Source organism: Streptomyces sp. NPDC037410 (assembly GCF_055602235.1).
This window is the reverse complement of record NZ_JBVJWR010000001.1, coordinates 224244-248514: the sequence shown is the minus strand read 5'-3', so window position 1 is coordinate 248514 and position 24271 is coordinate 224244. Positions and strand designations below refer to the sequence as shown.

Below are 24271 nucleotides of genomic sequence, written 5' to 3'. Positions count from 1 at the left end.
TCGTAACGTAACCTACCGATCTACAGGTAGGTGGGTGCACGATGGGCGCATCGGGGTCATCGGTACGTCAACGAGGAGGTACGGCCATGGCGGAGAACACCGCGGAGACCGTCAGGAACACGGTCGTCGAAGCGGCGCTCGGCAAGCTCGGCCTGGACGCCAAGACCCGGCTGCTCGCCGGCCAGGACATGTGGTCCCTGCCCGCCCTGCCCGAGATCGGCCTGAAGTCCCTGGTGATGTCCGACGGCCCCATCGGCGTCCGCGGCGTCCGCTGGACCGCCGACGACCCCTCCGTCGCGCTCCCGTCCCCGACCGCCCTCGCCGCCGCCTGGGACCCCGCGCTCGCCCGCCGGGCCGGCCGGCTCCTCGCCCAGGAGGCCCGCCGCAAGGGCGTCCACGTCCTCCTCGCGCCCACGGTCAACCTGCACCGCACGCCCCTCGGCGGCCGCCACTTCGAGGCCTACAGCGAGGACCCGTACCTCACCGGAGCCATCGGCACCGGCTACGTCCAGGGCGTCCAGGACGGCGGCGTCGGCACCACGGTCAAGCACTTCGTCGCCAACGACGCCGAGACCGACCGCTTCACCGTCGACAACCGGATCGCCCCGCGCCCGCTCCGCGAGCTCTACCTCGCCCCCTTCGAGGCCATCGTCGAGAACGCCCGCCCCTGGGGCATCATGACCGCCTACAACCAGGTCAACGGCGTGACCATGACCGAGCACCACCAGCTCGTGAACGAGGTCCTGCGCGGCGAGTGGGGCTTCGACGGCTACAACGTCTCCGACTGGATGGCCGCCCGCTCCACCACCGCCGACATCGCCGGCGGCCTCGACGTCGCCATGCCGGGACCCGACACCGTCTACGGCCCGGCCCTCGCCGCCGCCGTCCGCGCCGGCGAGGTCGAGGAGTCCGCCGTCGACACCGCCGTACGCAACGTCCTGCGGCTCGCCGCCCGCGTCGGCGCCCTCGAAGGAGCCCCGCCGGTCGTCACCGAGCACCCCGCCGCCATCGACGGCGACGCCCTCGCCCGCGAGATCGCCCGCCGCGGCTTCGTCCTCGTCCGCAACGAGAACGGCGCCCTGCCCCTGCCCGAGGGCCACACCGTCGCCCTCTCCGGCGCCGCCGCCCGCGACGCCCGCGTCCTCGGCGGCGGCTCCGCCCAGGTCTTCCCCGACCACGTCGTCTCCCCGCTCGACGGCCTCACCGCCGCCCTCCCCGAAGGCGTCCTCACCTTCTCGGTCGGCGCCGACCCCAGCGAGGAACTCGCCCCCGCCGATCAGGGCTTCACCCTCCGCGCCCGCTGCCGCGACGCCTCCGGCACCGTCATCGGCGAGGGCTCCCTGCCCAACGGCCAGGTCCAGTGGATCGGTGACGACCTCCCCGCCGGCGTCACCCACGAGGCCCTCGCCTCCATCGAGGTCGTCGGCGCCTTCACCCCGCGCGAGTCCGGCGAGCACGCCTTCGGCACCCGCGGCCTCGGCGCCTTCACCCTCACCGTCGGCGGCGAGACCGTCTACGAGGGCACCCAGGCCCTGGGCCCCGAGACCGACCCCTTCGAGGCCTTCTTCGGCTCCCCGGTCGAGCGCGGCAAGGTCGCGCTCACCGCCGGCGAGACCGTCGAGGTCTCCCTGCTGCACACCCTGGACAAGGAGTTCGCGGCCCCGCTCCCGGCCGTCATGTTCTCCTTCGTCCACCTCGGTCCCCGCCGTGACCCCGACGAACTGATCGCCGAGGCCGTCGAGGCCGCCCGCGCCGCCGACACCGCCGTCGTGGTCGTCGCCACCACCGAGCGCGTCGAGTCCGAGGGCTTCGACCGCAAGGACCTCGCCCTCCCCGGACGCCAGGACGACCTCGTGCGGGCCGTGGCCGCCGTCAACCCGAACACGGTCGTCGTCGTCAACGCCGGCTCCCCGGTCGAGCTGCCCTGGCGCGAGGACGTCGCCGCGATCCTGCTCGGCTGGTTCCCCGGCCAGGAGGGCGGCGCCGCCCTCGCCGACGTCCTCACCGGCGCCGAGGAGCCCGGCGGCCGCCTCCCCACCACGTGGCCCGTCACCCTCGCCGACACGCCCGTCACCGAGGTCACCCCGACGGACGGCGAACTGCACTACACCGAGGGCGTCTTCATCGGCTACCGCGCCTGGGACAAGGCCGGCGCCGTCCCCGCGTACCCCTTCGGCCACGGCCTCGGCTACACGACCTGGTCGTACGACACCCTGGCCGCGACCCCGGACACGGTCACCGTCCGGATCACCAACACCGGCGACCGGCCCGGCCGCGAGACCGTCCAGATCTACCTGGCGCCCGTCTCGGACCGCGTCGAGCGCCCCGCCCGCTGGCTGGCCGCCTTCGCGAGCGTCGAGGCCGCGCCCGGCGAGACCGTCGAGACCGAGATCGCGCTGCCCCGCCGCGCCTTCGAGATCTGGGACGAGGAGAAGAACGGCTGGACCCTCGTCACGGGCACGTACGAGGTCGCCGCCGCCCACTCCCTGACGGACGGGCGCCTGACCGCCACCCTGGAGGTCTGACCCGCCGGGGATCCCCATGACCGGCCCCGGGGCGGAACCTGACAACCGCCCCGGGGTCCCTCACTCCTTCGTGATCCGCCGGTACGCCAGCTCCGCCAGCCGCGCCTGCCCGTCCCTGCTCGGATGGAACCAGTCCCAGGGGCTCAACTGCCCGCCGTCGAAGCGGAACCCGAACACCGCCCCGCCGTCGTACCGGCAGCGGGTGTCCTTCGCGCAGACCTCCCTCAGGACGTCGTTGTACGCCACCACCCGGTCCCGCACCGCCGCCCGCCGCTTCTCGGCCGCCGGGCCCAGGTCCTCCGCGTCCGCCAGCATCGCGCCGCAGATCCCCAGCTTCCACACCTGGCGCCCCACCGGGCTCACCCGCCCCGTCGACCACAGGTGCCTCAGGTCCGGCACGCTCGCCACGTACACCTGCGCCTTCGGCGCGCCCGCCCGCAGCCGGGCGAGGGCCGCCACGAAGTCGGCACGGAAATCGGCCACCGGGGTCATGAGGTCCGGGGTGGGCCGGCAGGCGTCGTTCGCGCCCATCATCACCGTCACGAGCTCGGGCTTCTCCGCGGCCGCCCCGGCCATCTGCGCGGGCAGCTCCGCCATCCGCGCGCCCGTCCGGGCCAGGTTCCAGCTGCGGGTGGCCACCTTCTCCGGGCCGAGCAGCCGCAGCGCCAGGCTGTTGACGGCGGTGTCCGTCCCGGTCGCCCACGACACCTCAGGGCAGTCCGCCAGGACGGAGCACGCGTCGAAGGCGCGGGTCACGGAGTCGCCGACGGCGGCGACGGAGGCGGGGGAGACGTCCCAGAGCGGCTTCGGCCTCGGGGTGGACGTCCTGACCGGAGGGGTCGCCTCCGGGGCTCCGGCGATGCAGCCGGAGAGCGCTCCGCCGCACAGCAGCGCGGCCGTCGCGGCGGCGACAGCGGTACGGAATCGGCGTCGGCCGCGCATCCCCGGCCCCTCCTTCGGCGTCCTCGCGGGTGAAAGCTTCGTGTCCACCCGCCCCCGGACCGACCGTACGTCACACCGATGACGGTGCGGCACGGTAGCTTTTCCCCCGTCGAACCAGAGGCGTCTTCGCCGACCGGCTCCGGTAAATTACATCACGTCACATGCTGTCCCCTTTTTGAGGGTTTGCGATGTTCTGCTCCTGATGCTGTTTACTGAGGCCGCTGGGAAAAGGCGAACCTCGTCCCACACTGGAGGTCCCGGTGACGACACGTGGAGTCCTGTACGTTCACTCCGCACCGCGCGCGATGTGCCCGCACGTCGAATGGGCGGTCGCGGGTGTCCTCGGTGCGAGGGTCCAGCTCGACTGGATCCGCCAGCCGGCGTCCCCCGGCACCTGGAGAGCCGAGTTCTCCTGGCAGGGCCAGACCGGCACCGCCTCCAAACTCGCCTCCGCCCTGCGCGGCTGGCAGATGCTCCGCTTCGAGGTCACCGCGGAACCCTGCCCCACCGCCGAGGGCGAGCGCTACAGCGCCACCCCCGACCTGGGCATCTTCCACGCCGTCACCGGCATGCACGGGGACATCCTGATCCCCGAGGACCGCCTGCGGGCCGCCCTCGCGCGCGCCAAGGGCGGCGAGACCCAGCTGGAGGCGGAGATCGCCAAACTCCTCGGCAAGCCCTGGGACGACGAACTGGAACCCTTCCGCTACGCCGGCGAGGGCGCCCCGGTCCGCTGGCTGCACCAGGTGGTCTGACACGCCGAAGGCCCACCCCCGGTCAGGGGGCGGGCCTTCGGCGTGTCAGCCGGGGATCAGACCGTGCGGAACGCCAGGACCACGTTGTGGCCGCCGAAGCCGAAGCTGTTGGCCTCTTCCTCGTGCGTCCCTCGCACCGCTTCGCGGGCTTCGGGGCGCTGTGCCGGACTCCGTCCGGCGGGTACGGCAGAGGCCCGCCCCCGGGCTGGGGGCGGGCCTCGTCGTTCAAGCGGGCGTCAGGCCGTGCGGAACGCCAGGACCACGTTGTGGCCGCCGAAGCCGAAGCTGTTGTTGATCGCGGCGATCGTGCCCTGCGGGAGCTCGCGGGGCTCGTCGCGGACGATGTCCGCCTCGACGGCCGGGTCGAGGTCGTCGATGTTGATCGTCGGCGGGGCCAGGCGGTTGTGGAGCGCCAGGACCGTCGCGACGGTCTCGATGCCGCCGGCGCCGCCGAGGAGGTGACCGGTCATCGACTTCGTCGCGGAGATCGCGACGTGGTCGAGGTCGTCGCCCAGGACCTTCCGCAGCGCCTTGATCTCGGCGACGTCACCCTGCGGCGTCGACGTGGCGTGCGCGTTGAGGTGGACGACCTCGGACGGCTTGAGGTCCGTCGAGTCCAGCAGGTTCTGCATCGCGGCGGCGATGCCCCGGCCGGTCGGCTCGGGCTGCGCGATGTGGTGGCTGTCGGCCGACAGGCCCTGGCCGAGCACCTCGCAGTAGATGCGGGCGCCGCGCGCCTTCGCGTGCTCCTCGGACTCCAGGATCACGACACCGGCGCCCTCGCCGAGCACGAAGCCGTCGCGGCCGGTGTCGTAGGGGCGCGAGGCCTTCGTCGGCTCGTCGTTGTTCTTGGACATCGCCATCATGTTGGCGAAGGCGGCGATCGGCAGCGGGTGGATCGCGGCCTCGGTACCGCCGGCGACGACCACGTCGGCACGGCCGGTACGGATCATCTCGACGGCGTAGCCGATCGCCTCGGCACCCGACGCGCACGCGGAGACGGGGGTGTGGACGCCCGCCCGGGCGTTCACCTCGAGGCCCACGTTCGCGGAGGGGCTGTTGGGCATGAGCATGGGCACGGTGTGCGGGGAGACGCGGCGGACGCCCTTCTCCTTCAGCACGTCGTACTGGTCGAGCAGCGTGGTGACACCGCCGATGCCGGAGGCGATGACGGAGCCGAGCCGCTCGGGCGTGATGTTCTCGTCCTCGCCGGCGGGCGCGGTGTAGCCCGCGTCGGCCCAGGCCTCACGGGCCGCGATCAGCGCGAACTGCGCCGAGCGGTCCAGCTTGCGGGCGAGCGGGCGGGGCAGGACGTCGCCGGGGTCGACCGCGGCGAGCGCCGCGATCTTGACGGGCAGTTCGGCGAAGCGCTCGCCCTCCAGGGGCTTGACGCCGGAGCGCCCCGCGAGAAGACCTTCCCAGGTCGACGCGGAGTCGCCACCCAGCGGTGTGGTTGCGCCGATACCGGTGACGACCACGGTGCGATTGGTCGAGCTCACAGGAATTCGTTCTCCATGTGTGTGATGGTCGGAATACGGCGCCACCGCCGGGTGGCGGACCGAGTCAGTGTGGACCGAGTCGGCAGGGGCCGAATCAGGCCTGGTGCTTCAGGATGTAGGCGGCAGCGTCGCCGACCGACTTGAGGTTCTTGACGTCCTCGTCCGGGATCTTGACGTCGAAGCGCTCTTCGGCGGCGACGACGACCTCGACCATGGAGAGCGAGTCGACGTCCAGGTCGTCGGTGAAGGACTTGTCCAGCTGGACGTCCTCGACCGGGATGCCGGCGATCTCGTTGACGATCTCGGCGAGGCCTTCGACGATCTCTTCCTGGGTGGCGGCCATGGTGGCGCTCCTTCTTTTGTCTGTACTGGGAAAAAACGGCTTCCGGAAGAACCGGAGTGCCTAGGGGAGGGTAACGACCGTCGCGGCGAAGACGAGACCCGCCCCGAAGCCGATGATGAGCGCCGTGTCGCCGCTCTTCGCCTTCCCGGTCGCCAGGAGCCGCTCCATGGCGAGCGGAATCGAGGCGGCCGAGGTGTTGCCGGTGGTCTCCACGTCACGGGCGACCGTGACGTGCTCCGGCAGCTTCAGGGTCTTCACCATCGAGTCGATGATCCGCATGTTGGCCTGGTGCGGGATGAAGACGTCCAGGTCGTCCGCCGAGATGCCGGCGGCGTCCAGGGCCTGCTGGGCGACCTTCGCCATCTCGAAGACGGCCCAGCGGAAGACCGCCTGACCCTCCTGCGTGATGGCGGGGAACTTGATCTCGCCCTGCTCGTTGAGGGGCAGGTTCGTGACGTCGCCGGTCTGGAACTCGTTCCACGGGACGGTCTGCTTGATCGTCTCGGACTTGTCGCCCTCGGAACCCCAGACCGTGGGGCCGATGTGCGGTTCGTCGGAGGGGCCGACGACCACGGCGCCGGCGCCGTCGCCGAACAGGAAGGCCGTCGCGCGGTCCTCCAGATCCGTCAGGTCGCTGAGCCGCTCGACACCGATGACGAGCACGTACTCCGCGGAACCCTCGACGATCATGCCCTTGGCGAGCGTCAGGCCGTAGCCGAAGCCCGCGCAGCCGGCGGAGATGTCGAACGCGGCCGGCTTCCCGGCGCCGACCTTGTCGGCGATCTCGGTGGCGATGGCCGGGGTCTGCTTGAAGTGCGAGACCGTGGAGACGATCACGGCACCGATCTGCTCGGGCCTGATCCCGGCGTCGGCGATGGCCTTGCCCGAGGCCTCCACCGACATGGCGGCGACGGTCTCCTCCGGGGAGGCCCAGTGCCGGGTGGAGATGCCGGAGCGCGAGCGGATCCACTCGTCGGACGAGTCGATCTTCTCGAGGATCACCTCGTTCGGCACGACCCGGGTGGGGCGGTAGCCGCCGACACCGAGGATCCGCGCGTACGGGGCGCCCTTGCTGGGCTTGATCTTCGACATGTTTCTCGACACTCCTTGTCAGACGGCCGCGTGCTCGGCGATGAGCGTACGGGCCGCGTCCAGGTCGTCGGGAGTCTTGAGGGCGACCGTGGCCACGCCCGGCAGCGCCCGCTTGGCGATACCGGTCAGCGTGCCGCCTGGGCACACCTCGATCAGCGCGGTCGCGCCGAGCTCCTGGAAGGTCTCCATGCACAGGTCCCAGCGGACCGGGTTCGCGACCTGGCCGACGAGACGGGCCACGACCTCGGCGCCGTCGGCGACGACCTGCCCGTCCTTGTTGGAGACGTAGCGCGTGACCGGGGCGGCCGGGGACAGCTCCTTCGCCGCCTCCTCCAGCTTCGCCACGGCCGGGGCCATGTGGTGCGTGTGGAAGGCACCCGCGACCTTGAGCGCGACGACCCGGCGGACGCCCTCGGGCTTGTCCGCCTCCAGGGCGGCCAGCTGCTCCAGCGTGCCGGCGGCCACGATCTGGCCTGCGCCGTTCACGTTGGCGGCCGTCAGGCCGAGCTTCTCCAGGTGCGGGACGGTGACCTCGGGGTCGCCGCCGAGCAGCGCCGACATGCCCGTCGCGGTGATCGCGGCGGCATCGGCCATCGCGAGTCCGCGGGTACGGACGAGGCGCAGCGCGGCGGTGTCGTCGAGGACGCCCGCGAACGCGGCGGCGGTGAACTCGCCGACGCTGTGACCGGCGACGACGCCGAGGGCGACGTCACCGAGCGCGGCCGCGGAGAGCAGGCCGGCGGCGACGAGGAGGGGCTGCGCGACGGCGGTGTCACGGATCTCGTCCGCGTCCGCCTTCGTCCCGTAGTGGGCGAGGTCGAGCCCGATGGCGTCGGACCAGGCCGCGATGCGGTCGGAGGCGCCGGGAAGTTCGAGCCAGGGGGTCAGGAAGCCGGGCGTCTGGGCGCCTTGGCCGGGAGCGACGAGTACGAGCACCCTCACACTCTCTCTTGGGGACGGCTTCGAGCGCCCGTGGGGACAAGGACGAAGAACCGTCGGGGGAATTGTTGGTGTTCGACAAAAGTCTAGGACTGCGGATCTCCGTCGGCCAAGCGCCCCAGGATCAGGGCGATCCGCAGCGTGAACGCGGAGCGAACATCGGAGGGTGACCAGCCGGTGACGTCGGTCACACGTCGGAGCCGGTAGCGCACGGTGTTCGGGTGGACGAAGAGCATCCGGGCCGCGCCTTCCAGGCTGCTCGCCTGCTCCAGATAGACACTGAGAGTTTCGAGCAGCGCCGACCCGGCTTCCTCCAGCGGTCTGTAGATCTCCTCCACCAGCTGCTCGCGCGCCGAAGGGTCGGAGGCGATCGCGCGCTCCGGGAGGAGATCGTCCGCCAGGACCGGCCGGGGCGCGTCCTGCCAGGCCGAGCAGGCCTTGAGTCCGGCGGCCGCCGCCTGCGCGGACCGGGTCGCGGCGAGCAGGTCGGGGACGACGGGCCCGGCGACGACGGGCCCGGGCGCGTACGGCCCGATCAGGGCCTTCGCGACGGCGAGCGGATTGTCGTTCCCGCCGGCGATGACGACGAGCCGGTCGCCGAGGACGCCGGTGAGGACCTGGAGCTTGGCGTGCCGGGCGGCGCGGCGGATCGCCTCCACCGTCAGCTCGCTGTCCCCGTCGGGGGCGGTGCCGAGGACGACGCACACATGGTCGGGCGAGTTCCAGCCGAGGGCGGCGGCTCGCGACACGGCGCCCTCGTCGGCCTCGCCGGAGAGCACCGCGTTGACGACGAGCGACTCCAGACGGGCGTCCCAGGCGCCCCGGGCCTCGGCGGCCTGCGCGTACACCTGGGCGGTGGCGAAGGCGATCTCCCGGGCGTACACGAGCAGCGCCTCGCGGAGCACGGACTCGTCGCCGGGGGCGGCGACCTCGTCGATCGCGGACTCCATGACCTCGATGGTCGTCCGGACCATCTCCACGGTCTGGCGCAGCGTGATCGCCCGGGTCAGCTCGCGGGGCGCCGTGCCGAAGACGTCGGTGGAGATGGCCTGCGGGGTCTCCGGGTGCCGGAACCACTCGGTGAACGCGGCGATGCCGGCCTGGGCGACCAGACCGATCCACGACCGGTTCTCGGGCGGCATCGCGCGGTACCACGGCAGCGTCTCGTCCATGCGGGCGATGGCGCCGGCGGCGAGCCGCCCGGACGACTGTTCGAGGCGCTTCAGGGTCGCGGCGTGCGGATGGGCGGCGTTCACGGGTTCAGGCACGGGGACAAGACTGCCTTATCGGGACGCCGGCATGCGGGGTCGGGGCTACGGTACGTGCGTGATACGCATCCAGCGCGCCGCCGAGCGCTACCCCGGGGGCGACCCGGACGCCGGGATCGACACCCGGCACGCCCTGTCCTTCGGGCCGCACTACGACCCCGACAACCTCCGCTTCGGCGCGCTCCTCGCCGTCAACGAGGAGCGGCTCGCGCCGGGCGCCGGCTTCGACGAGCACCCCCACTCGCACACCGAGATCGTGACGTGGGTGGTGGAGGGCGAGCTGACCCACCACGACTCGACCGGGCACACGACGGTCGTCCGCCCCGGCGACCTCCAGCACCTCGGCTCGGCGGGCGGCGTCCGCCACGTCGAACGCAACGACGCCGCCGTCCCGCTGGCCTTCGTCCAGATGTGGCTGGCCCCGCTGGAGCCGGGCGGGGAGCCCTCGTACGAGGTGGTGCGCGGCCTCGGCACCCCGTACGCCCTCCCGGCGGCGGACGCGGTCCTGCACGTCGAGCGCCTCCGCGCGGGGGCCCGCGTCACGCTCCCGACCGCCGACCACGTGTACGCGCACGTGGTGCGGGGCGCGGTGCGGCTCGACGGCGAGGAGCTCGGCCCCGGCGACGCGGCCCGGATCACCGACAGCGCGGGACCCGAACTGACCGCCACGACCGGCGCGGAGGTCCTGGTCTGGGAGATGCGGGACTGGCGCAAGGCGCTGGGCTGAGCTTTCAGGCGAGCGCGCTCTTCGCCTTCCACTGCGTCCAGGACAGGTTCCACGCCCCGTAGCCGTTGCCCTCCGCCACCGTGCCCTTCGTCTCGCGGCCCTTGATCTCGAAGGGGTCGCCGACGTTCACCGAGGCGTAGAAGGAGGCGGCGTTCTCGTCGCTCATGCCGATGCAGCCCGAACTGTGGTTGGCCTTGCCGAAGTACGGCGCGTTCCACGGGGCCGCGTGCGCGTACATGCCCGACCAGGTGAGCCGCATCGAGTAGTCGACGTTCTTGTTGTAGGCGTCGCCGAGCCCGACGGTCTCCGAGTTCATGTTGATGGTGCCCTCCTTCGCCATCAGCACGGCCGTCCCCCGCCAGGACCGCTTGTCGCCGCCCGGGGTGCCGCCGGAGACCGGGATCGTACGGACGGTGCGCCCGTCCCGCACGACGCTCAGCCGATGCGCGTCCAGGTCGACCTTGACGATCTGCGCGTCGCCGATGGTGAAGCCGGTGCGGTAGTCCCGGACGAACCAGCCGCCGCCCGAGTCCGTGCCGTCGAGGTCCGCTTCGAGGGCGACCTTCGTGCCCGGCTTCCAGTACTCCCGGGGCCGCCAGTCGGCCCGGTCCCGGCCGGAGTAGTCCTTGACCCAGCCCCAGGAGCCCTCGGTGCCGTTCGAGGTGGTGACCTTGAGCTGCCTCTCCACGTCCGCCTTCCGCGTCACCGGCAGGTCGAAGACGATCGACAGCGGCTGTGCGATGCCGACCGTGGTGTTCTTGCCGGGGGCGAGGGTCACCTTGTTGACCTTCCCGGGCTCCGGGGTGGCGAAGGACGACCGTGCGGTCGACTCCTTGCCGTCGGCCGTACGGGACGTCACGTCGACCGTGTAGGAGGTGCCGGGCGCCGCCTTGCGGTCCGAGACCCAGCTCGTACCGCCCGCGTCCGTACGCCCCTTGAGGGTCCCGCCGTCGGCGTCCACGACCTTCACCGCCGTGAGCGTGCCGCCGGACGCGGTCACCGTCACCGGACTGCCGGCCTCCTTCTTCGCGACCGTCACCTTCACCGGGTCGGCCGCCCGCGCCGGGGCCCCCTTCCCGTCGGGGCCGCTCGCCGCCTGGGCCGTACAGGCGGTGAGGGACACGGCGAGCGCGACGGCCGCGAGAGCGGGACGGGATGTGCGTATCGGCAGCACGGAAGACCTCCGCAAAGGGGAAGAAAGCTGGGATGTTCCGGACTGTAGGTCGCCCCGAGCGGCGCGTGGCCGCCGGAAAGCCCATGTGACGAGGGCTGCGGCACAACGGTCATCGTCCCGTCACAATCACCGCGCGGAGCCGTCTCATCCGGCTGTGAGCCTGCTGTGCGCCCCGACCACCGAGGGGCGGAACAAGGAGGCTCCCGTTGTGTCAGCGCTGCTCGTGACGGCCGCACCCACCGACCGCCGCGCCCCGGCAGGGCCGGTCAGGCTCGGGCCCGTGACCCCCGAGGCGTACCGCGCCTTCCTCGCCTCCCGCACCGGCGCGGACGGCCCCAGCTTCCTCCAACTCCCCTCCTGGGCACAGGTGAAGGACGGCTGGAGCCACCAACTCCTCGGCTGGGGACGGGAAGGCGCCGAGCTCTCGGGCGTCGCGCTCGTCCTCCTCCGGCCCTTCCCCGGCACCCGCAAGTACTTCGCCTACCTGCCCGAAGGGCCCGTCGCCGACTGGGCCGACCCCGACCTGGACGGCTGGCTCTCCCCGCTCCTCGGCCACCTCCGCTCCCTCGGCGCGTTCGCCGTCCGCATGGGACCCGGGCCCGCCTACCGCCGGTGGAACGCCGCCACCGTCAAGGCCGCCACCGGGCCGGGGCGCCGGATCTCCGACGTCCTCGCCGACGAGGTCGACCCGCTGGGCACCGCCGTCACGGAACGGCTCCGCGCCCGCGGCTGGCGCAAGTGCGGCGGCGACTCCGAGGACGGCGCCGACGCCCAGCCCCGGCACGTCTTCCAGGTCCCGCTCACCGGCCGCAGCACCGACGACCTGTGGACCGGCCTCAACCAGGAGTGGCGGCGCAACGTCCGCAAGGCGCGCAAGTCCGGCGTCGAGGTCGTCGTCGGCTCCGCCGCCGACCTGCCCGAGTTCTACCGGCTCCTGCGCATCACCGAGGAGCGCGACGGCTTCCGGCTCGGCCGCTCCCTCGCGTACTACGAGCGCCAGTACGCCGTCCTCAACGCCGAGCAGCCCGGCCGCATGAAGCTCTACCTCGCCCGCCACGAGGGCGAGATCCTCGCCGCGCACACCATGCTCGCGGTCGGCGGCCGCGTCTGGTACCAGACCGGCGCCTCCGCCGACCACCGCCGCGAGGTCCGGCCCTCCAACGCCCTCCAGTGGCGCATGATGCTCGACGCCCACGCCCTCGGCGCCGCCGTCTACGACCTGCGCGGAGTACCCTCCACCCTTGATCCGGACGACCGCGCCCACGGGCTCCTGCGCTGGAAGCTCGGCACGGGCGGACAGGTCGTCGAGACGCTGGGGGAGTGGGAGATTCCGATGCAGGGCACGACCAACGGGGCGCTCTACCGGGCGTTCCAGGCCTATCTGGCCCGCCGATGACGGCGACGCTCACCGCCGCACCGACCCAGCGGAAACCTTCCGCCATCCGCAGCGGCGCCCTCATGGCCGCCGGCTCGCTCGTCTCCCGCGCCACCGGCTTCGTACGCGCCTCCGTCATCGCCGCCGCACTCGGCGCGGGCTACGTCGCCGACGGGTACGCCGTCGGCAACTCCGTCCCCACCATCGTCTACATGCTGCTCCTCGGCGGCGCCCTCAACGCCGTCTTCGTCCCCGAACTGGTCAAGGCCGCCAAGGAACACGAGGACGGCGGCGTCGCCTACACCGACCGGCTCCTCACCCTCACCGGCCTCGCCCTCGCCGTCCTCACGGCGGCCGCCGTGCTCGCCGCGCCGCTCATCGTCGACACGTACACCGACTACACGGGCGCGCAGCGGGAGATGACGATCGCCTTCGCGCGCGCGTGCCTGCCGCAGATCTTCTTCCTGGGACTCTTCACCCTGCTCGGGCAGGTCCTCAACGCCCGCGGCCGGTTCGGCGCCATGATGTGGACCCCCGTCCTCAACAACGTCGTCGCCGTCACCGTGTTCGGCCTCTTCCTCGCCGTCAGCGACGGCGGGGAACTCACCCCCGGGGAGACCGCCCTCCTCGGCTGGGGCACCACCGCCGGCATCGCCGTCCAGGCCCTCGCCCTGCTGCCCTCGCTGCGCGCCGCCGGCTTCCGCTGGCGGCCCCGCTTCGACTGGCGCGGCAGCGGCCTCGCCGCCCCGCTGCGCTCGGCGGGCTGGCTCGTCCTGCTCGTCCTCACCAACCAGGGCGCGTACTGGGTGACCACGAAGCTCGCCACCTCCGCGGGCGCGGATCCCAGGGTCAGCGGCGGAGGCCTCGCCGCGTACAACAACGCCTACCTGCTGTGGACCGTCCCGCACGGCATCATCACCGTCTCCCTCGTCACCGCGCTGCTGCCCCGGATGAGCGGCACCGCCGCCGACGGCGACCTCGCGGGCGTCCGGCGGGACGTCTCCTACGCCCTGCGGACCAGCGCGGCCGCGGTCGTCCCCGCCGCCTGCGCCCTCTTCGCCCTCGCCGTCCCCCTCATGACGGTGGTCTTCGGGTACGGGGCGACCACGGGCGACGACGTCCGCGCGATGTCCTGGACGCTGATGGCCTTCGCGCTCGGCCTGGTCGCCCTCTCCGGCCAGTACGTGTGCACCCGCGCCTTCTACGCCCTGCGCGACACCCGCACCCCGTTCCTGCTGAACCTGACCATCGCCGGCCTCAACGCGGCCCTGTCCCTGGCCGCCTTCCACTACCTCCCCACCCGCTGGGCGGTCACGGGCATGGCGGCGGCCTACTCGCTCGCGCTGTGGGCGGGCTGGGCGGTCACGGCGTACGCGCTGCGGCGGCGCCTCGGCGGGGGCACGGGTGAGGCGGCCTCGTCCCTGACCCGGATGCTGCTCGCCGCGGTACCGGCCGCGGGGTACGGGCTGTTCGCCGCCGACCGCGCGACGGCGGCCGGGCCGGTCGTCGCGGGCCTGGCGGGCGCCGCGACGATCCTCGCGGTCTTCGCCGCCCTGTCCCGCCCCCTGCGCCTCACGGAACTCCAGACCCTCCTCGCCTCCGCAACGAACCGCCTCCGCCGCACCTGAACCGCGCCGACGGTCCCGCCGCCCGACCTTGGGATACTCCACACATGCCCCGCGTGCTGCTGATAGAAGACGACCCCTCCGTCCGCGAAGGCGTCGAGCTCGGCCTCCGCCGCCGCGGGCACGACGTCCGCACCGCCCCCACCGGCGAGGCGGGGCTCGCCGCGCTCGGCGAGTTCCGGCCCGACCTGCTGCTCCTGGACCTCATGCTGCCCGGCATGAACGGCGTCCAGGTCTGCCGCCGGGTCCGCGAGAGCAGCCAGCTCCCGATCATCATGCTGACCGCGCGGGGAGACGACTTCGACGTCGTCGTCGGCCTGGAGGCAGGCGCCGACGACTACATCGTCAAGCCCGCCCGTACCGAGGTCATCGAGGCCCGGATACGGGCCGTGCTGCGGCGCATCGAGGAGCCCGGCGCCGGCCGGTCCGCCGTCGAGTTCCACGGGGAGCTCGCCATCGACCGCGCGGGCCTGACCGTCGCCAAGGCGGGCGAGCGCCTCGCCCTCGCCCCCTCCGAACTCAAGCTGTTGCTGCACCTCACGGCCGCCCCCGAGCAGGTCTTCAGCCGGCAGCAGCTCCTCGAACACGTCTGGGAGCACAGCTACCACGGGGACGCCCGGCTCGTGGACGCCTGCGTCCGCCGGCTGCGCAACAAGATCGAGGACACCCCGGGCGAACCCCGGTACATCCAGACCCTGCGGGGCTTCGGCTACCGCTTCGGCCCGCTGTGAAGGCCTGCGTGAGCGAGGAACCGGACGCAGGGGAGGAGACCCCCGGAAGACGCAGAGCCCGAAGGCCCCGCCTGCACCCCTTCGGCCTGCGCACCCGCCTCGTCCTCGCCTTCCTCCTCGTCGCCGCCGTCGGCTGCGGCACCACCGCCGCGCTCACCTACCGCGCCGCACGCAACGCCATCCTGGAGCAGACCCAGAACACCGCCGTCTCCGCCTTCCGCGACCAGGTCGACCCGCTGGTCATCAGCCTGCCCGTCGACACCGACAACCTGCGGTCGGTGGTCCTCTCCATCGCCCGCCAGGGCAAGCCGCGCCCCTGGCGGGTCTACGCCGAGTACGGGACCGTCCGCGTCTCCTCCACCGACCGCCCCACCTCCTCCGTCATCACCCCCGAACTGCGGGCCCGCGCGCAGACCCGGCAGGCGACCCCGCACGACAGCTTCCAGCGGGTCGTGAAGAACGGCACGCCGTACCTGACGATGGCCGTCCCCGCCGTGTTCCGTACCCATGCGACCCAGGGGACGGCCCAGCCCACCGGCCTCGTCTTCTACGCCGTCATGGAGCTCGACGACGAGGAGGCCAACATCGAGGCCATGGTGAGCGCCGCCCGCGACGGCGCCCTCCCGGCCCTCGCCGTGGCCCTGATCCCCGCGCTCATCGCCTCGCGCGGCGTCCTCCGCCCCGTACGGGAACTGCGGCACGCCGCCCACAGCATGGGCCGGGGCCGGCTCGACACCCGCATCCACGCGAAGGGCAGCGACGAACTCGCCGACCTCGCCCGCACGTTCAACGAGTCCGCCGCCGAGCTGGAACGTTCCGTCGCGGAACTCCGCAACGCCGAGGCCCGCGCCCGCCGCTTCGCCTCCGACGTCTCGCACGAGCTGCGCACCCCGCTCGCCGGCATGCTCGCGGTCACCGAGGTCCTCGACGAGGACGCCGGGAGCCTCGACAGCGACACCGCCCGCGCCGTCCGGCTGATCAGCGCCGAGACGGGGAAGCTCGCCGTGCTCGTCGAGGACCTGATGGAGATCTCCCGCTTCGACGCGCGGGCCGCCGAGCTCCACACCGACGAGGTCGACGCCGCCGACTGCGTCCGCAAGACCCTCCAGCACCGGCACTGGACGGACCCGGCGCAGGTCGTCCCGTACCTTGAGGAGGGGATCAGGGCGCGGCTCGACCCGCGCCGTTTCGACGTCGTCGTCGCCAACCTCGTCGGCAACGCGCTGCGGCACGGGGCGGCGCCGGTGACGGTCAGGCTGTACGCGGAGGGGGACGAGCTGGTGACGGAGGTCGCCGACCGGGGGCCGGGCATCCACCCGGACGTCCTGCCGCACGTCTTCGACCGCTTCTACAAGGCGGACCAGGCCAGGTCCCGCTCGGCGGGCAGCGGCCTCGGCCTCGCGATCACCCAGGAGAACGTCCGCCTGCACGGCGGCACGCTCCGGGCCGCCAACCACCCGGCGGGCGGCGCGGTCTTCACCGTACGGATGCCGCGGTGAGGCGCCGGACGGCCACCGAGAGCCGCGGGCCGGCCGCGAGCCGCCGGGCCGGCGCTGTGCCCGGCTGGACGGCCGCCGCGGGCCGTCGGGTCGCAGCCGTGCCCGGCTGGACGGCCGCCGCGGGCCGCCGGGTCGCAGCTGTGACCCGCCGTACGGCCGCCGCGAGCCGCCGGGCCGGCGCCTTCGCAGCCCTGCTCGGCACCGTCCTGCTCGCCGCCTGCGGCATCCAGGAGAGCGACGTCGTCGAGGCGGGCGGCGCCGCGACCGTCGCCGTCGCCCCGCCACCCGAGTTCCGCATGGTGCTGTACTTCCTCGGGCCCGGCGGCCTGCCGGCCCCGGTGGTCCGCGAGGCCGGGCAGCCGGTCCCCGACCCGACGTTCGCCGCGGGCGGCTCCGAGTGGGCCCAGCATCTGAAGTCCCAGGAACCGGGCTCCGGGACCGCCCCCGGCGCCCGGGTCGCCACCCACAAGGTGCTCGCCGCGCTGATGGCGGGCCCGGTCGGCGCCGACACCGCGGCGGGCCTGACCACGGACCTGCCCGCGTCCGAGGAGCCGCCGCACGTCGAGGTGCTCAAGGACCCGACCCCGGAGGGCCGCCACGTCGTCCGGCTCTGGCTGCCGTTCCCCGTCGGGGACCTGTCGGACGCGGCCGTCCAGCAGCTGGTCTGCACGACCGCGTACGCCGAGGACGCCGGGGGCAGGGTCGACGTGAACCTCACGGGCGCCGACGGCACGCTCCCGGCGACCCGCTGCGAGACCTGACGGATTCCGTCAGCGCGCCCGCAGGTCCGCGAGCACCGCGTCCGTGAACGGCGGCCACGCCTCGACCGCCCACGCCCCGAAGGGCCGGTCCGTCAGGGCCACGCACGCGGCCCTCGCGTCCGGGTCGATCCACAGGAAGGTGCCGGCCTGCCCGAAGTGCCCGAAGGTGCGCGGCGAGGAGCTCGCGCCGGTCCAGTGCGGGGACTTGCCGTCGCGGATCTCGAAACCGAGCCCCCAGTCGTTCGGCTTCTGGTGCCCGTAGCCGGGCAGGATGCCGGTCAGACCGGGGTACGTGACGGTCATCGCGTCCAGGACGGTCCGCGCGTCGAGCAGCCGCGGCGCCTGCACCTCGGCGGCGAACCGCACGAGGTCGTCGACGGTCGACACGCCGTCCTTCGCGGGCGAGCCCTCCAGGGAAGTCGACGTCATGCCGAGCGGTTCGAGGACCGCCTGGTGTAGATACTCGGCGAAGGGGATGTCGGTGGCCTTGGCGACATGGTCGCCGAGGGCCTCGAAGCCGGTGTTGGAGTAGATCCGGCGGGTGCCCGGCGCGGCCATCACCCGGTTCTCGTCGAAGGCGAGCCCCGAGGTGTGGGCGAGGAGGTGGCGGACGGTCGCGCCCTCGGGCCCGGCCGGCTCGTCGAGGTCGATCGCCCCCTCCTCGTACGCGACGAGGACGGCGTACGCCGCGAGCGGCTTGGTGACGGAGGCGAGCGCGAAGCGGTGCCCGGTGGGGCCGTGGGACCCGGCCAGGGTGCCGTCCGCGCGGACGACGGCGGCGGCCGCGGTGGGGACGGGCCAGTTCTCGATCGACGCCAGGCTCGGCAGGCTGCTGTGCATGGGCCCGAGCCTACTTGCTTCGAGTGCACTCGAACGTTTTAGCGTGGGGCCCATGAGCGTGACCGAGAGCATCGCGAGCACGACAGGACTGACGGGGAAGGACCGTTACACCATCAGCGAGGTGGCCGCCCTGACCGGGCTCACCGCGCACACCCTGCGCTGGTACGAGCGGATCGGACTGCTGCCGCAGGTCGACCGTTCGCACACGGGACAGCGCCGCTTCACCGAGCGGGACCTGCACTGGCTGACCTTCGTCGGCAAGCTGCGGCTGACCGGGATGCCGGTCGCCGACATGGTCAGGTACGCCGAGCTGATGCGGGAGGGCGACCACACCCGGGACGCGCGGCGGGAGCTCCTGGAGGCCACCCGGCGCGACGTCGTCACCCGCATCACCGAGCTCCAGGACACGCTCGCCGTGCTCGACATCAAGATCGGCCATTACGGGACCGCAAGCGGAGGAACATCTTCATGACCAGCGTGACCAGGATCGGCACCGTGCGTCTCGGCGGCCAGGACGGACCGGAGATCGGCGTCCAGGGCTTCGGCGCCATGGGCATCAGCGAGTTCTACGGCGACACCGACGAGGCCGCCGCCCGCGACACCCTCGACGCGGCCCTGGAGGCCGGCGTCACCCTGATCGACACTGCCGACATCTACGGCAGCGGCGCCAACGAGGAGTTCCTCGCCCCGTTCCTCGCCGCCCACCGCGACGAGGTCACCCTCGCCACCAAGTTCGCCATAGAGCGCCGCGCCGACGACCCCACGTACCGCGGCGTCCGCAACGACCCCGCGTACATCAAGAAGGCGGCGGAGGACAGCCTGCGCCGCCTCGGCATCGAGACCATCGACCTCTACTACATGCACCGCCGCGACCCGGAGATCCCCCTCGCCGAGTCCGTCGGCGCGATGGCCGGGCTGGTCCAGGAGGGCAAGGTCCGCTTCCTGGGCCTGAGCGAGGTCACCGGGCACGAACTGCGCGAGGCCCACGCGGTGCACCCGATCACCGCCCTCCAGTCGGAGTGGTCGCTCTTCTCCCGGGACGTGGAGCGCAGCGCCGTCGGCGCCGCCGCCGAGCTCGGCGTGACCTTCGTGCCGTACTCGCCGCTCGGCCGGGGCTTCCTGACCGGCGCGTTCGCCGACGCCGGCAAGGACCTCTCGGGCGGTGACTTCCGCAAGTACCAGCCGCGGTTCACCGGCGAGAACGCCGAGCGGAACGCCGCCCTCCTCGACCCGGTCCGGAAGATCGCCGCAGCCCACGGCGCCACCCCGGCCCAGATCGCCCTCGCCTGGGTGCAGCAGCGGGCCGCCGTGCACGGCCTCGACGTGGTCCCCATCCCCGGCACCCGCAAGCGCTCCCGCCTCCTGGAGAACGCCGCCGGCACCCGTATCACCCTGACCGCCGCCGAACTCGCCGAACTGGAGCCGATCGCCGGCCTGGTGGCGGGCGACCGCTACCCGGACATGCGCTTCACGTCGGTGGGCCGCGAGGTCTGAGCGGCTCACGCCAGTCCCAGGGCGAAGACCGCGAAGCCCGCCGCGAAGAGCCCCGCCAGGGCGCGGCGGGCCGGGCCGGTCTTCGTCCACGGGGACTCGAAGACGCGCGCGTACCGGCCGATCAGGACCAGCAGACCGGCGAAGACCGGCATCCAGGCCAGCCGGGCGAGGATCCAGCCGACCGAGTCCGGCGCGCCGAGGAGACCGGGGACCTCCCCGAGGTACGAGGCGGGGATCGCGGCCGTCAGCATCGCCGTCTGGTGCCAGCACAGGATCGTCATCGCGGACAGGTTGACCACGACGACCGGCGCCCACAGCGCGGGCCGCCTCAGGAGCGCGCCGAGCCGGTCCCGCAGCAGGATCGCCGCACCGCCCTGCGCGGCGGCGAGGGCGAGGACGAGCAGCGACGGCGGGTGCGAGTTGGTGCGGGCCTCGCCGGGGACGCCGACCATCGACGCCGGGTAGCCGAAGAGCAGCAGGAGCGCGGCGAAGAGCGCGGCGCCGCCGAGCAGCAGCCCCCACGCGTGGCGCCGGCCGACCCGGCCCTCGCCCCACGAGACGCCGAGCTGATACGCGAACAGCCAGCCGGGCAGGATGTTCAGGACGCTCAGCCAGGACGGCACGGCGTCGGCGTACGGCCCGTACCGCAGGAAGTCGACGACGGCGACCGAGCCGAGCAGCGGCGCAGCGGCCCAGGCCCCGAGGCGGCGGGCCGCCCGCACGCACAGCGGGGTCAGCGCGGTGACCACCGTGTACACCCCGACGAACCACAGCGGCTGGATCACCAGCGTGGACGCCGTCCGCAGCGTGTCCACGGGCACCCCGAGACCGAAGTGCAGCACGGGCAGCAGCGCCGCCCACACGGCGGTGACCCCGAGCACCGGACGCCCGAGCCGGGCGAGCCGGCCGCCGAGCCACGCGCGCGTGGAGCCCGCGTGGCGCCGGTACGAAAGCACCGACGCGTACCCGCCGACCAGGAAGAAGATCCCCAGCATCTGCAGGACCCAGCTGACGGGCGCGAGACCGGGGAAGGTGCCCAGCGGGCTCGCGTTGTGGATCGCGCCGTCGGAGGAGAGCGTGAAGCCGCCGAGCAGCCAGTGCCCGGTCGGCACGGCGAGCAGGGCGAGGGCGCGAAGCCCGTCGATCGCCCGCTCGCGGTGGGCGGGCGTGGAGGCCTCGATCTTCCGGATGAGGGTCTTCATCGGCAGGGTCTTCATCGGACGCCCCCCTCGGCGATCGCGGCGAACGTACGCAGGGAGGAGGTGCCCGGTGCGAAGTAGCCGCCGTGCCCGGCGGCGTCCTCGGCCGGGATCCGGCGCGCCCCGAAGGCCGGGTCGGTGGGGTCGGCGCCGTGCCCGAGGCCCGCGAGCTCGACGTTCGGGACCCGGTCGATCCAGTCGGTGGGATCCTTCGCCGCCCAGACGCGGGCGGAGGTCCCGAGCTCGGATACGTTCTCGGCGCGCATTCCGGGCGAGCCGAAGACCACCAGGTCCTTGGCCTTCAGCTCGTGCGCGGCGAGGCCGCAGACCACGGAGCCGTAGCTGTGGCAGAAGACGGACGGCTCGGCGGCGCCCACGGCCGCCAGGCCATCGGTGAACCGGGTCAGGCGCTCGGCCCCGGCCTCGGCGAGCCGGCCGGTGGCCGCGTCCAGGCCGACACCGACGGGGGTGGTGTACCCGGCCCAGGCGACCACGGCCGTACGCCCGCCGGTCGCCCGGCGCAGCTCGCCCGCCATGTCGGCGAGCGGCTCGACGTGGCCCGCGTCGATGTCGGAGCCGGGCACGATCACGGCCACGTGCTCGGCCCGCGCCAGGTCCCCGTAGACCAGGGCCACGAGACCCCGGCCGCGCGGATCGCGGGCGAGGACCCGAGCCCCGCCGAACTCCCCCAGCGCGGAGCGGGCGTTGGCCTCGTACCGCAGCTCCAGGGGCGCCCCGTCGAGGTTCCCGACGACCGTCGGGTGCGCCCGGGCCAGCTCTTCCTGTCGTACGGGACTCAGCCCCGCGAAGAACCGCGCGACCTCGGCCGGCCCCATCCGCTCCGGGTCGGGCAGCCCCGCAGCCCGCCACGCAGCGGTCCCGACCGGGGCCCCGGTCACGGCCTCCTGGGTGTTTCCGGACGCCCAGCCGGCCGTCCCGGCGATCACGCCGGTCACCGCGGCTGCGGTGATCAGGGTCCTCGTGAAGCGGCGCATCGGCCCGCCCTCCCTCGCTCGTGTCGTTGGCGAGAGGAAGGTAGGAAGACGAGAGGTGACGACACGTCACACCGAGGAGCCAACTGCCCTCTGATACCGAGGTAGGGGATGGAGGAGCAGCCAACCCCACGTCAGGGGTGGGGTTTTCCCCCGGACGTCAGATCGTGCCGTGGATCAGCTCGTGCCGGGGATCGGTTCGCTCCAGGGATCAGTTCGCTCCGTGGATCAGTTCGCTCCGGGGGTCACAAGCCCCGACTCGTAGGCGAAGACGACCGCTTGGGCCCGGTCGCGCAGGTCCAGCTTGGCGAGGACCCGCCCGATGTGGGTCTTCACCGTCTGCTCGGCGAGGACCAGGCTCGCCGCGATCTCCTGGTTGGACAGGCCACGGGCGATCAGCTCCAGGACCTCCGTCTCACGCGGGGTGAGCCCGTTCAGACGCAGCGCCGTGGCGTCCCGGCGGGGTGCCGGGCGTGAGGCCGCGAAGTCGGCGATGAGGCGGCGGGTCACGGACGGCGCGAGGAGGGCCTCGCCGGCCGCCACCACCCGTACGGCCGCGATGAGATCGGCCGGCGGCGCGTCCTTGAGGAGGAAGCCGGACGCCCCCGCGCGCAGCGCCTCGTACACGTAGTCGTCGACGTCGAAGGTGGTCAGCATCAGCACCTTCGGCCGGTGCGTGACCCCGGCCGGCGGGTGCAGGATCTCCCGGGCGGCGGCCAGCCCGTCCAGCTCCGGCATCCGCACGTCCATCAGGACCACGTCCGGGTGCGCCGAGCGCGCCACCTCCACGCCCTGCCGCCCGTCCGGCGCCTCGCCGACCACGTCGATGTCGGGCTGCGCGGCGAGCAGCGCGGCGAAACCGGCCCGCACCATGGCCTGGTCGTCGACGATGATCACGCGGATGGTCACTCGGTGCCCTTCGTACGCAGGGGAAGCCTGGCCGCGACCCGGAAGCCGCCGTCCGGCAGCGGCCCGGTGTCCAGCGAGCCGCCGGTCAACCGTACGCGTTCCCGCATGCCGACGAGCCCGTGCCCGGTGCCGGGGACCCCGCGCTCCACGGAGGAACGCTCCTCCAGGGACGGCCCGTTGACGACGAGGACCGTCAGCCACCCGTCCTCGGCCCGGACCGACACGCGGGTCGACGCCCCGGGCGCGTGCCGCACGACGTTGGCCAGGGCCTCCTGCACGATCCGGTACGCGGACAGGTCCACGGCCTGCGGCACCTCGCCGAGGTCGGCCGCGAGCCGCAACTCGGCCGGCACGCCCGCGCGTACGGTCGCCTCGACGAGCTGCTGGACCCGGTCGAGGCCCGGCTGCGGGGCCCGCTCGCCCTCGCTGCCGTCACTGCGGAGGACGGAGAGCAGCCGGCGCATCTCGGCCAGCGACTCGCGCGCGCCGGCCGCGATCGAGCCGAACTCCTCGCGGGCCGCGTCGGGGAGTTCGGGGATGCGGTACGGGGCCGAGTCCGCCTGCACGGTGATCACGGACATGTGGTGGGCGACGACGTCGTGCAGCTCGCGCGCGATCCTGGCCCGCTCCTCCAGGAGCGTCCGGCGGGCCCGCTCGGCCTCGCTGATGGTCTCCTGCTCGGCGAGGCGCCGCTGGGCGTCACTGCGGCCGCGGACGGCCGAGGTGAGGAGCAGCAGCACACCGCTGAGCACGAGCAGGAGGGTGTGGATGCTGGTGAACCCGGCGGGCCGGAAGGCCTCCAGGACGTAACCGGCCACGCCGGTCGCCAGCCACACCCCGAACAGCGCCCGACGGGACTCGCGAAGCCCGAGGGCGACCATGAGGGCGCAGTACCCGACGAGGACGGTCGGGGGCCAGGGCCAGTACTCCGCGCGGGTCCCGTCCCCCGAGAGCAGCACGAGCGCGCCGAGCACATCGGCGGCGAACACGATCCACCAGGCCTGGAGGGGCCGGGCGACGGCGAGCAGCAGCGGCAGCGTCTGCGCGGTGGCGACGGCCCCGGCGAGGGCGCCGTTGACGCCGTAGTCGTTGAGGAGGAGCAGGACGGTGGAGGGGAGGAGCGCGGCGGTGAAGGCGAGGGCGACGACATACGGCAGCAGCCGCACCCACCGATTCGAGGCCCCGGCGAGCAACGGCGCCCCCGGCACGGCGGGACTGGCGAGCGCGACCCCGACCCCCTGAAACGCCTCCCGCACCCGCACGAGACGACGAACGACGGCCGGCTTGACACTGGACGGCTCACGCCGCGATTCGGTAACCATGAGAGGGCCAGCGTAGGCAGCGCTCCCGCACCCGGGCGTCATACCGAGGACCGGGGTACGGACTGATACCGAGGTATGACCCCCCCGTTGTGGCCCTGCGCGCCCCCGTTGTGGGCAATCGTTCCGCTGGGGCGGAACGGGTGGGCACAACGGAACGGCGCCCACGCCGGCGCCAGAGGCTCCCGCGCCTGGACCCGCACCGCGAGTGACGGCGCCCTAGCGGTGCGGGGTCAGGGCACGGAACGCGAAGGCGCGGCTCG

The 24271-nt window shown here is 73.2% G+C and carries 22 protein-coding genes; 10 read left to right on the top strand and 12 right to left on the bottom strand.

Annotated features, from left to right (window positions below; translation table 11 throughout):
- Positions 1–86 precede the first annotated feature (86 nt).
- The gene (locus ACZ7HT_RS01170) at positions 87–2525 is read left to right on the top strand and encodes a beta-glucosidase (protein WP_471158446.1); all 2439 of its coding nucleotides are present in this window, start codon (positions 87–89) and stop codon (positions 2523–2525) included.
- A gap of 60 nt (positions 2526–2585) precedes the next feature.
- Here the strand turns inward: ACZ7HT_RS01170 and ACZ7HT_RS01165 are convergent, their stop codons facing one another.
- A complete protein-coding gene (locus ACZ7HT_RS01165; protein ID WP_471158444.1) occupies positions 2586–3467 on the bottom strand; it encodes an SGNH/GDSL hydrolase family protein in 882 nt (293 codons plus the stop codon).
- A 260-nt stretch (positions 3468–3727) separates the two neighbouring features.
- Between ACZ7HT_RS01165 and ACZ7HT_RS01160 the strand changes: the two genes are divergently transcribed.
- Positions 3728–4222: a DUF3145 domain-containing protein gene (locus ACZ7HT_RS01160; protein ID WP_471158442.1), complete on the top strand. Its 495-nt coding sequence runs from the start codon at positions 3728–3730 to the stop codon at positions 4220–4222.
- Positions 4223–4458: 236 nt separating this feature from the next.
- Here the strand turns inward: ACZ7HT_RS01160 and fabF are convergent, their stop codons facing one another.
- From fabF to fasR, 5 genes are all read right to left on the bottom strand, one after another.
- Complete coding sequence (gene fabF / locus ACZ7HT_RS01155) at positions 4459–5721, bottom strand: beta-ketoacyl-ACP synthase II (protein ID WP_471158440.1); 1263 nt, start codon at positions 5719–5721, stop codon at positions 4459–4461.
- Between the two features lie 94 nt (positions 5722–5815).
- Positions 5816–6064, bottom strand: a complete 249-nt coding sequence (locus ACZ7HT_RS01150; protein ID WP_471158438.1) for an acyl carrier protein — start codon at positions 6062–6064, stop codon at positions 5816–5818.
- Positions 6065–6124: 60 nt separating this feature from the next.
- A complete protein-coding gene (locus tag ACZ7HT_RS01145) occupies positions 6125–7156 on the bottom strand; it encodes a beta-ketoacyl-ACP synthase 3 (RefSeq protein WP_471158436.1) in 1032 nt (343 codons plus the stop codon).
- An 18-nt stretch (positions 7157–7174) separates the two neighbouring features.
- The gene (locus ACZ7HT_RS01140) at positions 7175–8092 is read right to left on the bottom strand and encodes an ACP S-malonyltransferase (RefSeq protein WP_471158434.1); all 918 of its coding nucleotides are present in this window, start codon (positions 8090–8092) and stop codon (positions 7175–7177) included.
- An 89-nt stretch (positions 8093–8181) separates the two neighbouring features.
- Complete coding sequence (gene fasR, locus ACZ7HT_RS01135) at positions 8182–9363, bottom strand: fatty acid biosynthesis transcriptional regulator FasR (protein ID WP_471158432.1); 1182 nt, start codon at positions 9361–9363, stop codon at positions 8182–8184.
- 58 nt (positions 9364–9421) lie between these two features.
- Here fasR and ACZ7HT_RS01130 point away from each other — a divergent pair, with 58 nt between their 5' ends.
- Positions 9422–10090: a pirin family protein gene (locus ACZ7HT_RS01130; RefSeq protein ID WP_471158430.1), complete on the top strand. Its 669-nt coding sequence runs from the start codon at positions 9422–9424 to the stop codon at positions 10088–10090.
- A 4-nt stretch (positions 10091–10094) separates the two neighbouring features.
- Here the strand turns inward: ACZ7HT_RS01130 and ACZ7HT_RS01125 are convergent, their stop codons facing one another.
- The gene (locus tag ACZ7HT_RS01125; RefSeq protein WP_471158428.1) at positions 10095–11264 is read right to left on the bottom strand and encodes a L,D-transpeptidase family protein; all 1170 of its coding nucleotides are present in this window, start codon (positions 11262–11264) and stop codon (positions 10095–10097) included.
- Between the two features lie 208 nt (positions 11265–11472).
- Between ACZ7HT_RS01125 and ACZ7HT_RS01120 the strand changes: the two genes are divergently transcribed.
- From ACZ7HT_RS01120 to ACZ7HT_RS01100, 5 genes are read left to right on the top strand one after another with little or no spacing between them, the layout of a single operon-like run.
- Positions 11473–12660 carry a lipid II:glycine glycyltransferase FemX gene (locus ACZ7HT_RS01120; protein ID WP_471158426.1) on the top strand — a complete coding sequence of 396 codons (1188 nt, stop codon included), beginning with the start codon at positions 11473–11475 and terminating at the stop codon, positions 12658–12660.
- Positions 12657–14267 carry a murein biosynthesis integral membrane protein MurJ gene (murJ, locus tag ACZ7HT_RS01115; RefSeq protein WP_471158424.1) on the top strand — a complete coding sequence of 537 codons (1611 nt, stop codon included), beginning with the start codon at positions 12657–12659 and terminating at the stop codon, positions 14265–14267. Before ACZ7HT_RS01120 ends, murJ begins: the two co-directional genes overlap by 4 nt.
- Positions 14268–14311: 44 nt before the next feature.
- Positions 14312–14995, top strand: a complete 684-nt coding sequence (locus ACZ7HT_RS01110) for a response regulator (RefSeq protein ID WP_471158422.1) — start codon at positions 14312–14314, stop codon at positions 14993–14995.
- An 8-nt stretch (positions 14996–15003) separates the two neighbouring features.
- Positions 15004–16494 carry an ATP-binding protein gene (locus ACZ7HT_RS01105; protein WP_471158420.1) on the top strand — a complete coding sequence of 497 codons (1491 nt, stop codon included), beginning with the start codon at positions 15004–15006 and terminating at the stop codon, positions 16492–16494.
- Positions 16491–17255 carry a hypothetical protein gene (locus tag ACZ7HT_RS01100; RefSeq protein WP_471158418.1) on the top strand — a complete coding sequence of 255 codons (765 nt, stop codon included), beginning with the start codon at positions 16491–16493 and terminating at the stop codon, positions 17253–17255. The genes ACZ7HT_RS01105 and ACZ7HT_RS01100 overlap by 4 nt, the downstream gene beginning before the upstream one ends.
- 9 nt (positions 17256–17264) lie before the next feature.
- Here ACZ7HT_RS01100 and ACZ7HT_RS01095 read toward each other — a convergent pair whose 3' ends face one another.
- Positions 17265–18095, bottom strand: a complete 831-nt coding sequence (locus ACZ7HT_RS01095) for a serine hydrolase domain-containing protein (protein WP_471158416.1) — start codon at positions 18093–18095, stop codon at positions 17265–17267.
- A gap of 52 nt (positions 18096–18147) precedes the next feature.
- Here ACZ7HT_RS01095 and ACZ7HT_RS01090 point away from each other — a divergent pair, with 52 nt between their 5' ends.
- Together ACZ7HT_RS01090 and ACZ7HT_RS01085 are read left to right on the top strand one after the other, a co-directional pair.
- Entirely contained in the window at positions 18148–18567 is a 420-nt protein-coding gene (locus tag ACZ7HT_RS01090; protein ID WP_471158414.1) for a MerR family transcriptional regulator, read from the top strand.
- On the top strand, positions 18564–19589 hold the full coding sequence (locus ACZ7HT_RS01085) for an aldo/keto reductase (RefSeq protein WP_471158412.1): 1026 nt from the start codon (positions 18564–18566) through the stop codon (positions 19587–19589). Before ACZ7HT_RS01090 ends, ACZ7HT_RS01085 begins: the two co-directional genes overlap by 4 nt.
- A 5-nt stretch (positions 19590–19594) precedes the next feature.
- Here the strand turns inward: ACZ7HT_RS01085 and ACZ7HT_RS01080 are convergent, their stop codons facing one another.
- The 4 genes from ACZ7HT_RS01080 to ACZ7HT_RS01065 form a co-directional block, all read right to left on the bottom strand.
- Entirely contained in the window at positions 19595–20806 is a 1212-nt protein-coding gene (locus ACZ7HT_RS01080) for an acyltransferase family protein (protein ID WP_471158410.1), read from the bottom strand.
- The gene (locus ACZ7HT_RS01075; RefSeq protein WP_471158408.1) at positions 20803–21783 is read right to left on the bottom strand and encodes an alpha/beta hydrolase; all 981 of its coding nucleotides are present in this window, start codon (positions 21781–21783) and stop codon (positions 20803–20805) included. The genes ACZ7HT_RS01080 and ACZ7HT_RS01075 overlap by 4 nt, the downstream gene beginning before the upstream one ends.
- A 225-nt stretch (positions 21784–22008) precedes the next feature.
- Positions 22009–22689: a response regulator gene (locus tag ACZ7HT_RS01070; RefSeq protein WP_471158406.1), complete on the bottom strand. Its 681-nt coding sequence runs from the start codon at positions 22687–22689 to the stop codon at positions 22009–22011.
- Positions 22686–24011, bottom strand: coding sequence for a sensor histidine kinase (locus ACZ7HT_RS01065; protein ID WP_471158404.1), 1326 nt, complete (start codon positions 24009–24011; stop codon positions 22686–22688). Before ACZ7HT_RS01065 ends, ACZ7HT_RS01070 begins: the two co-directional genes overlap by 4 nt.
- Between the last annotated feature and the right edge of the window lie 260 nt (positions 24012–24271).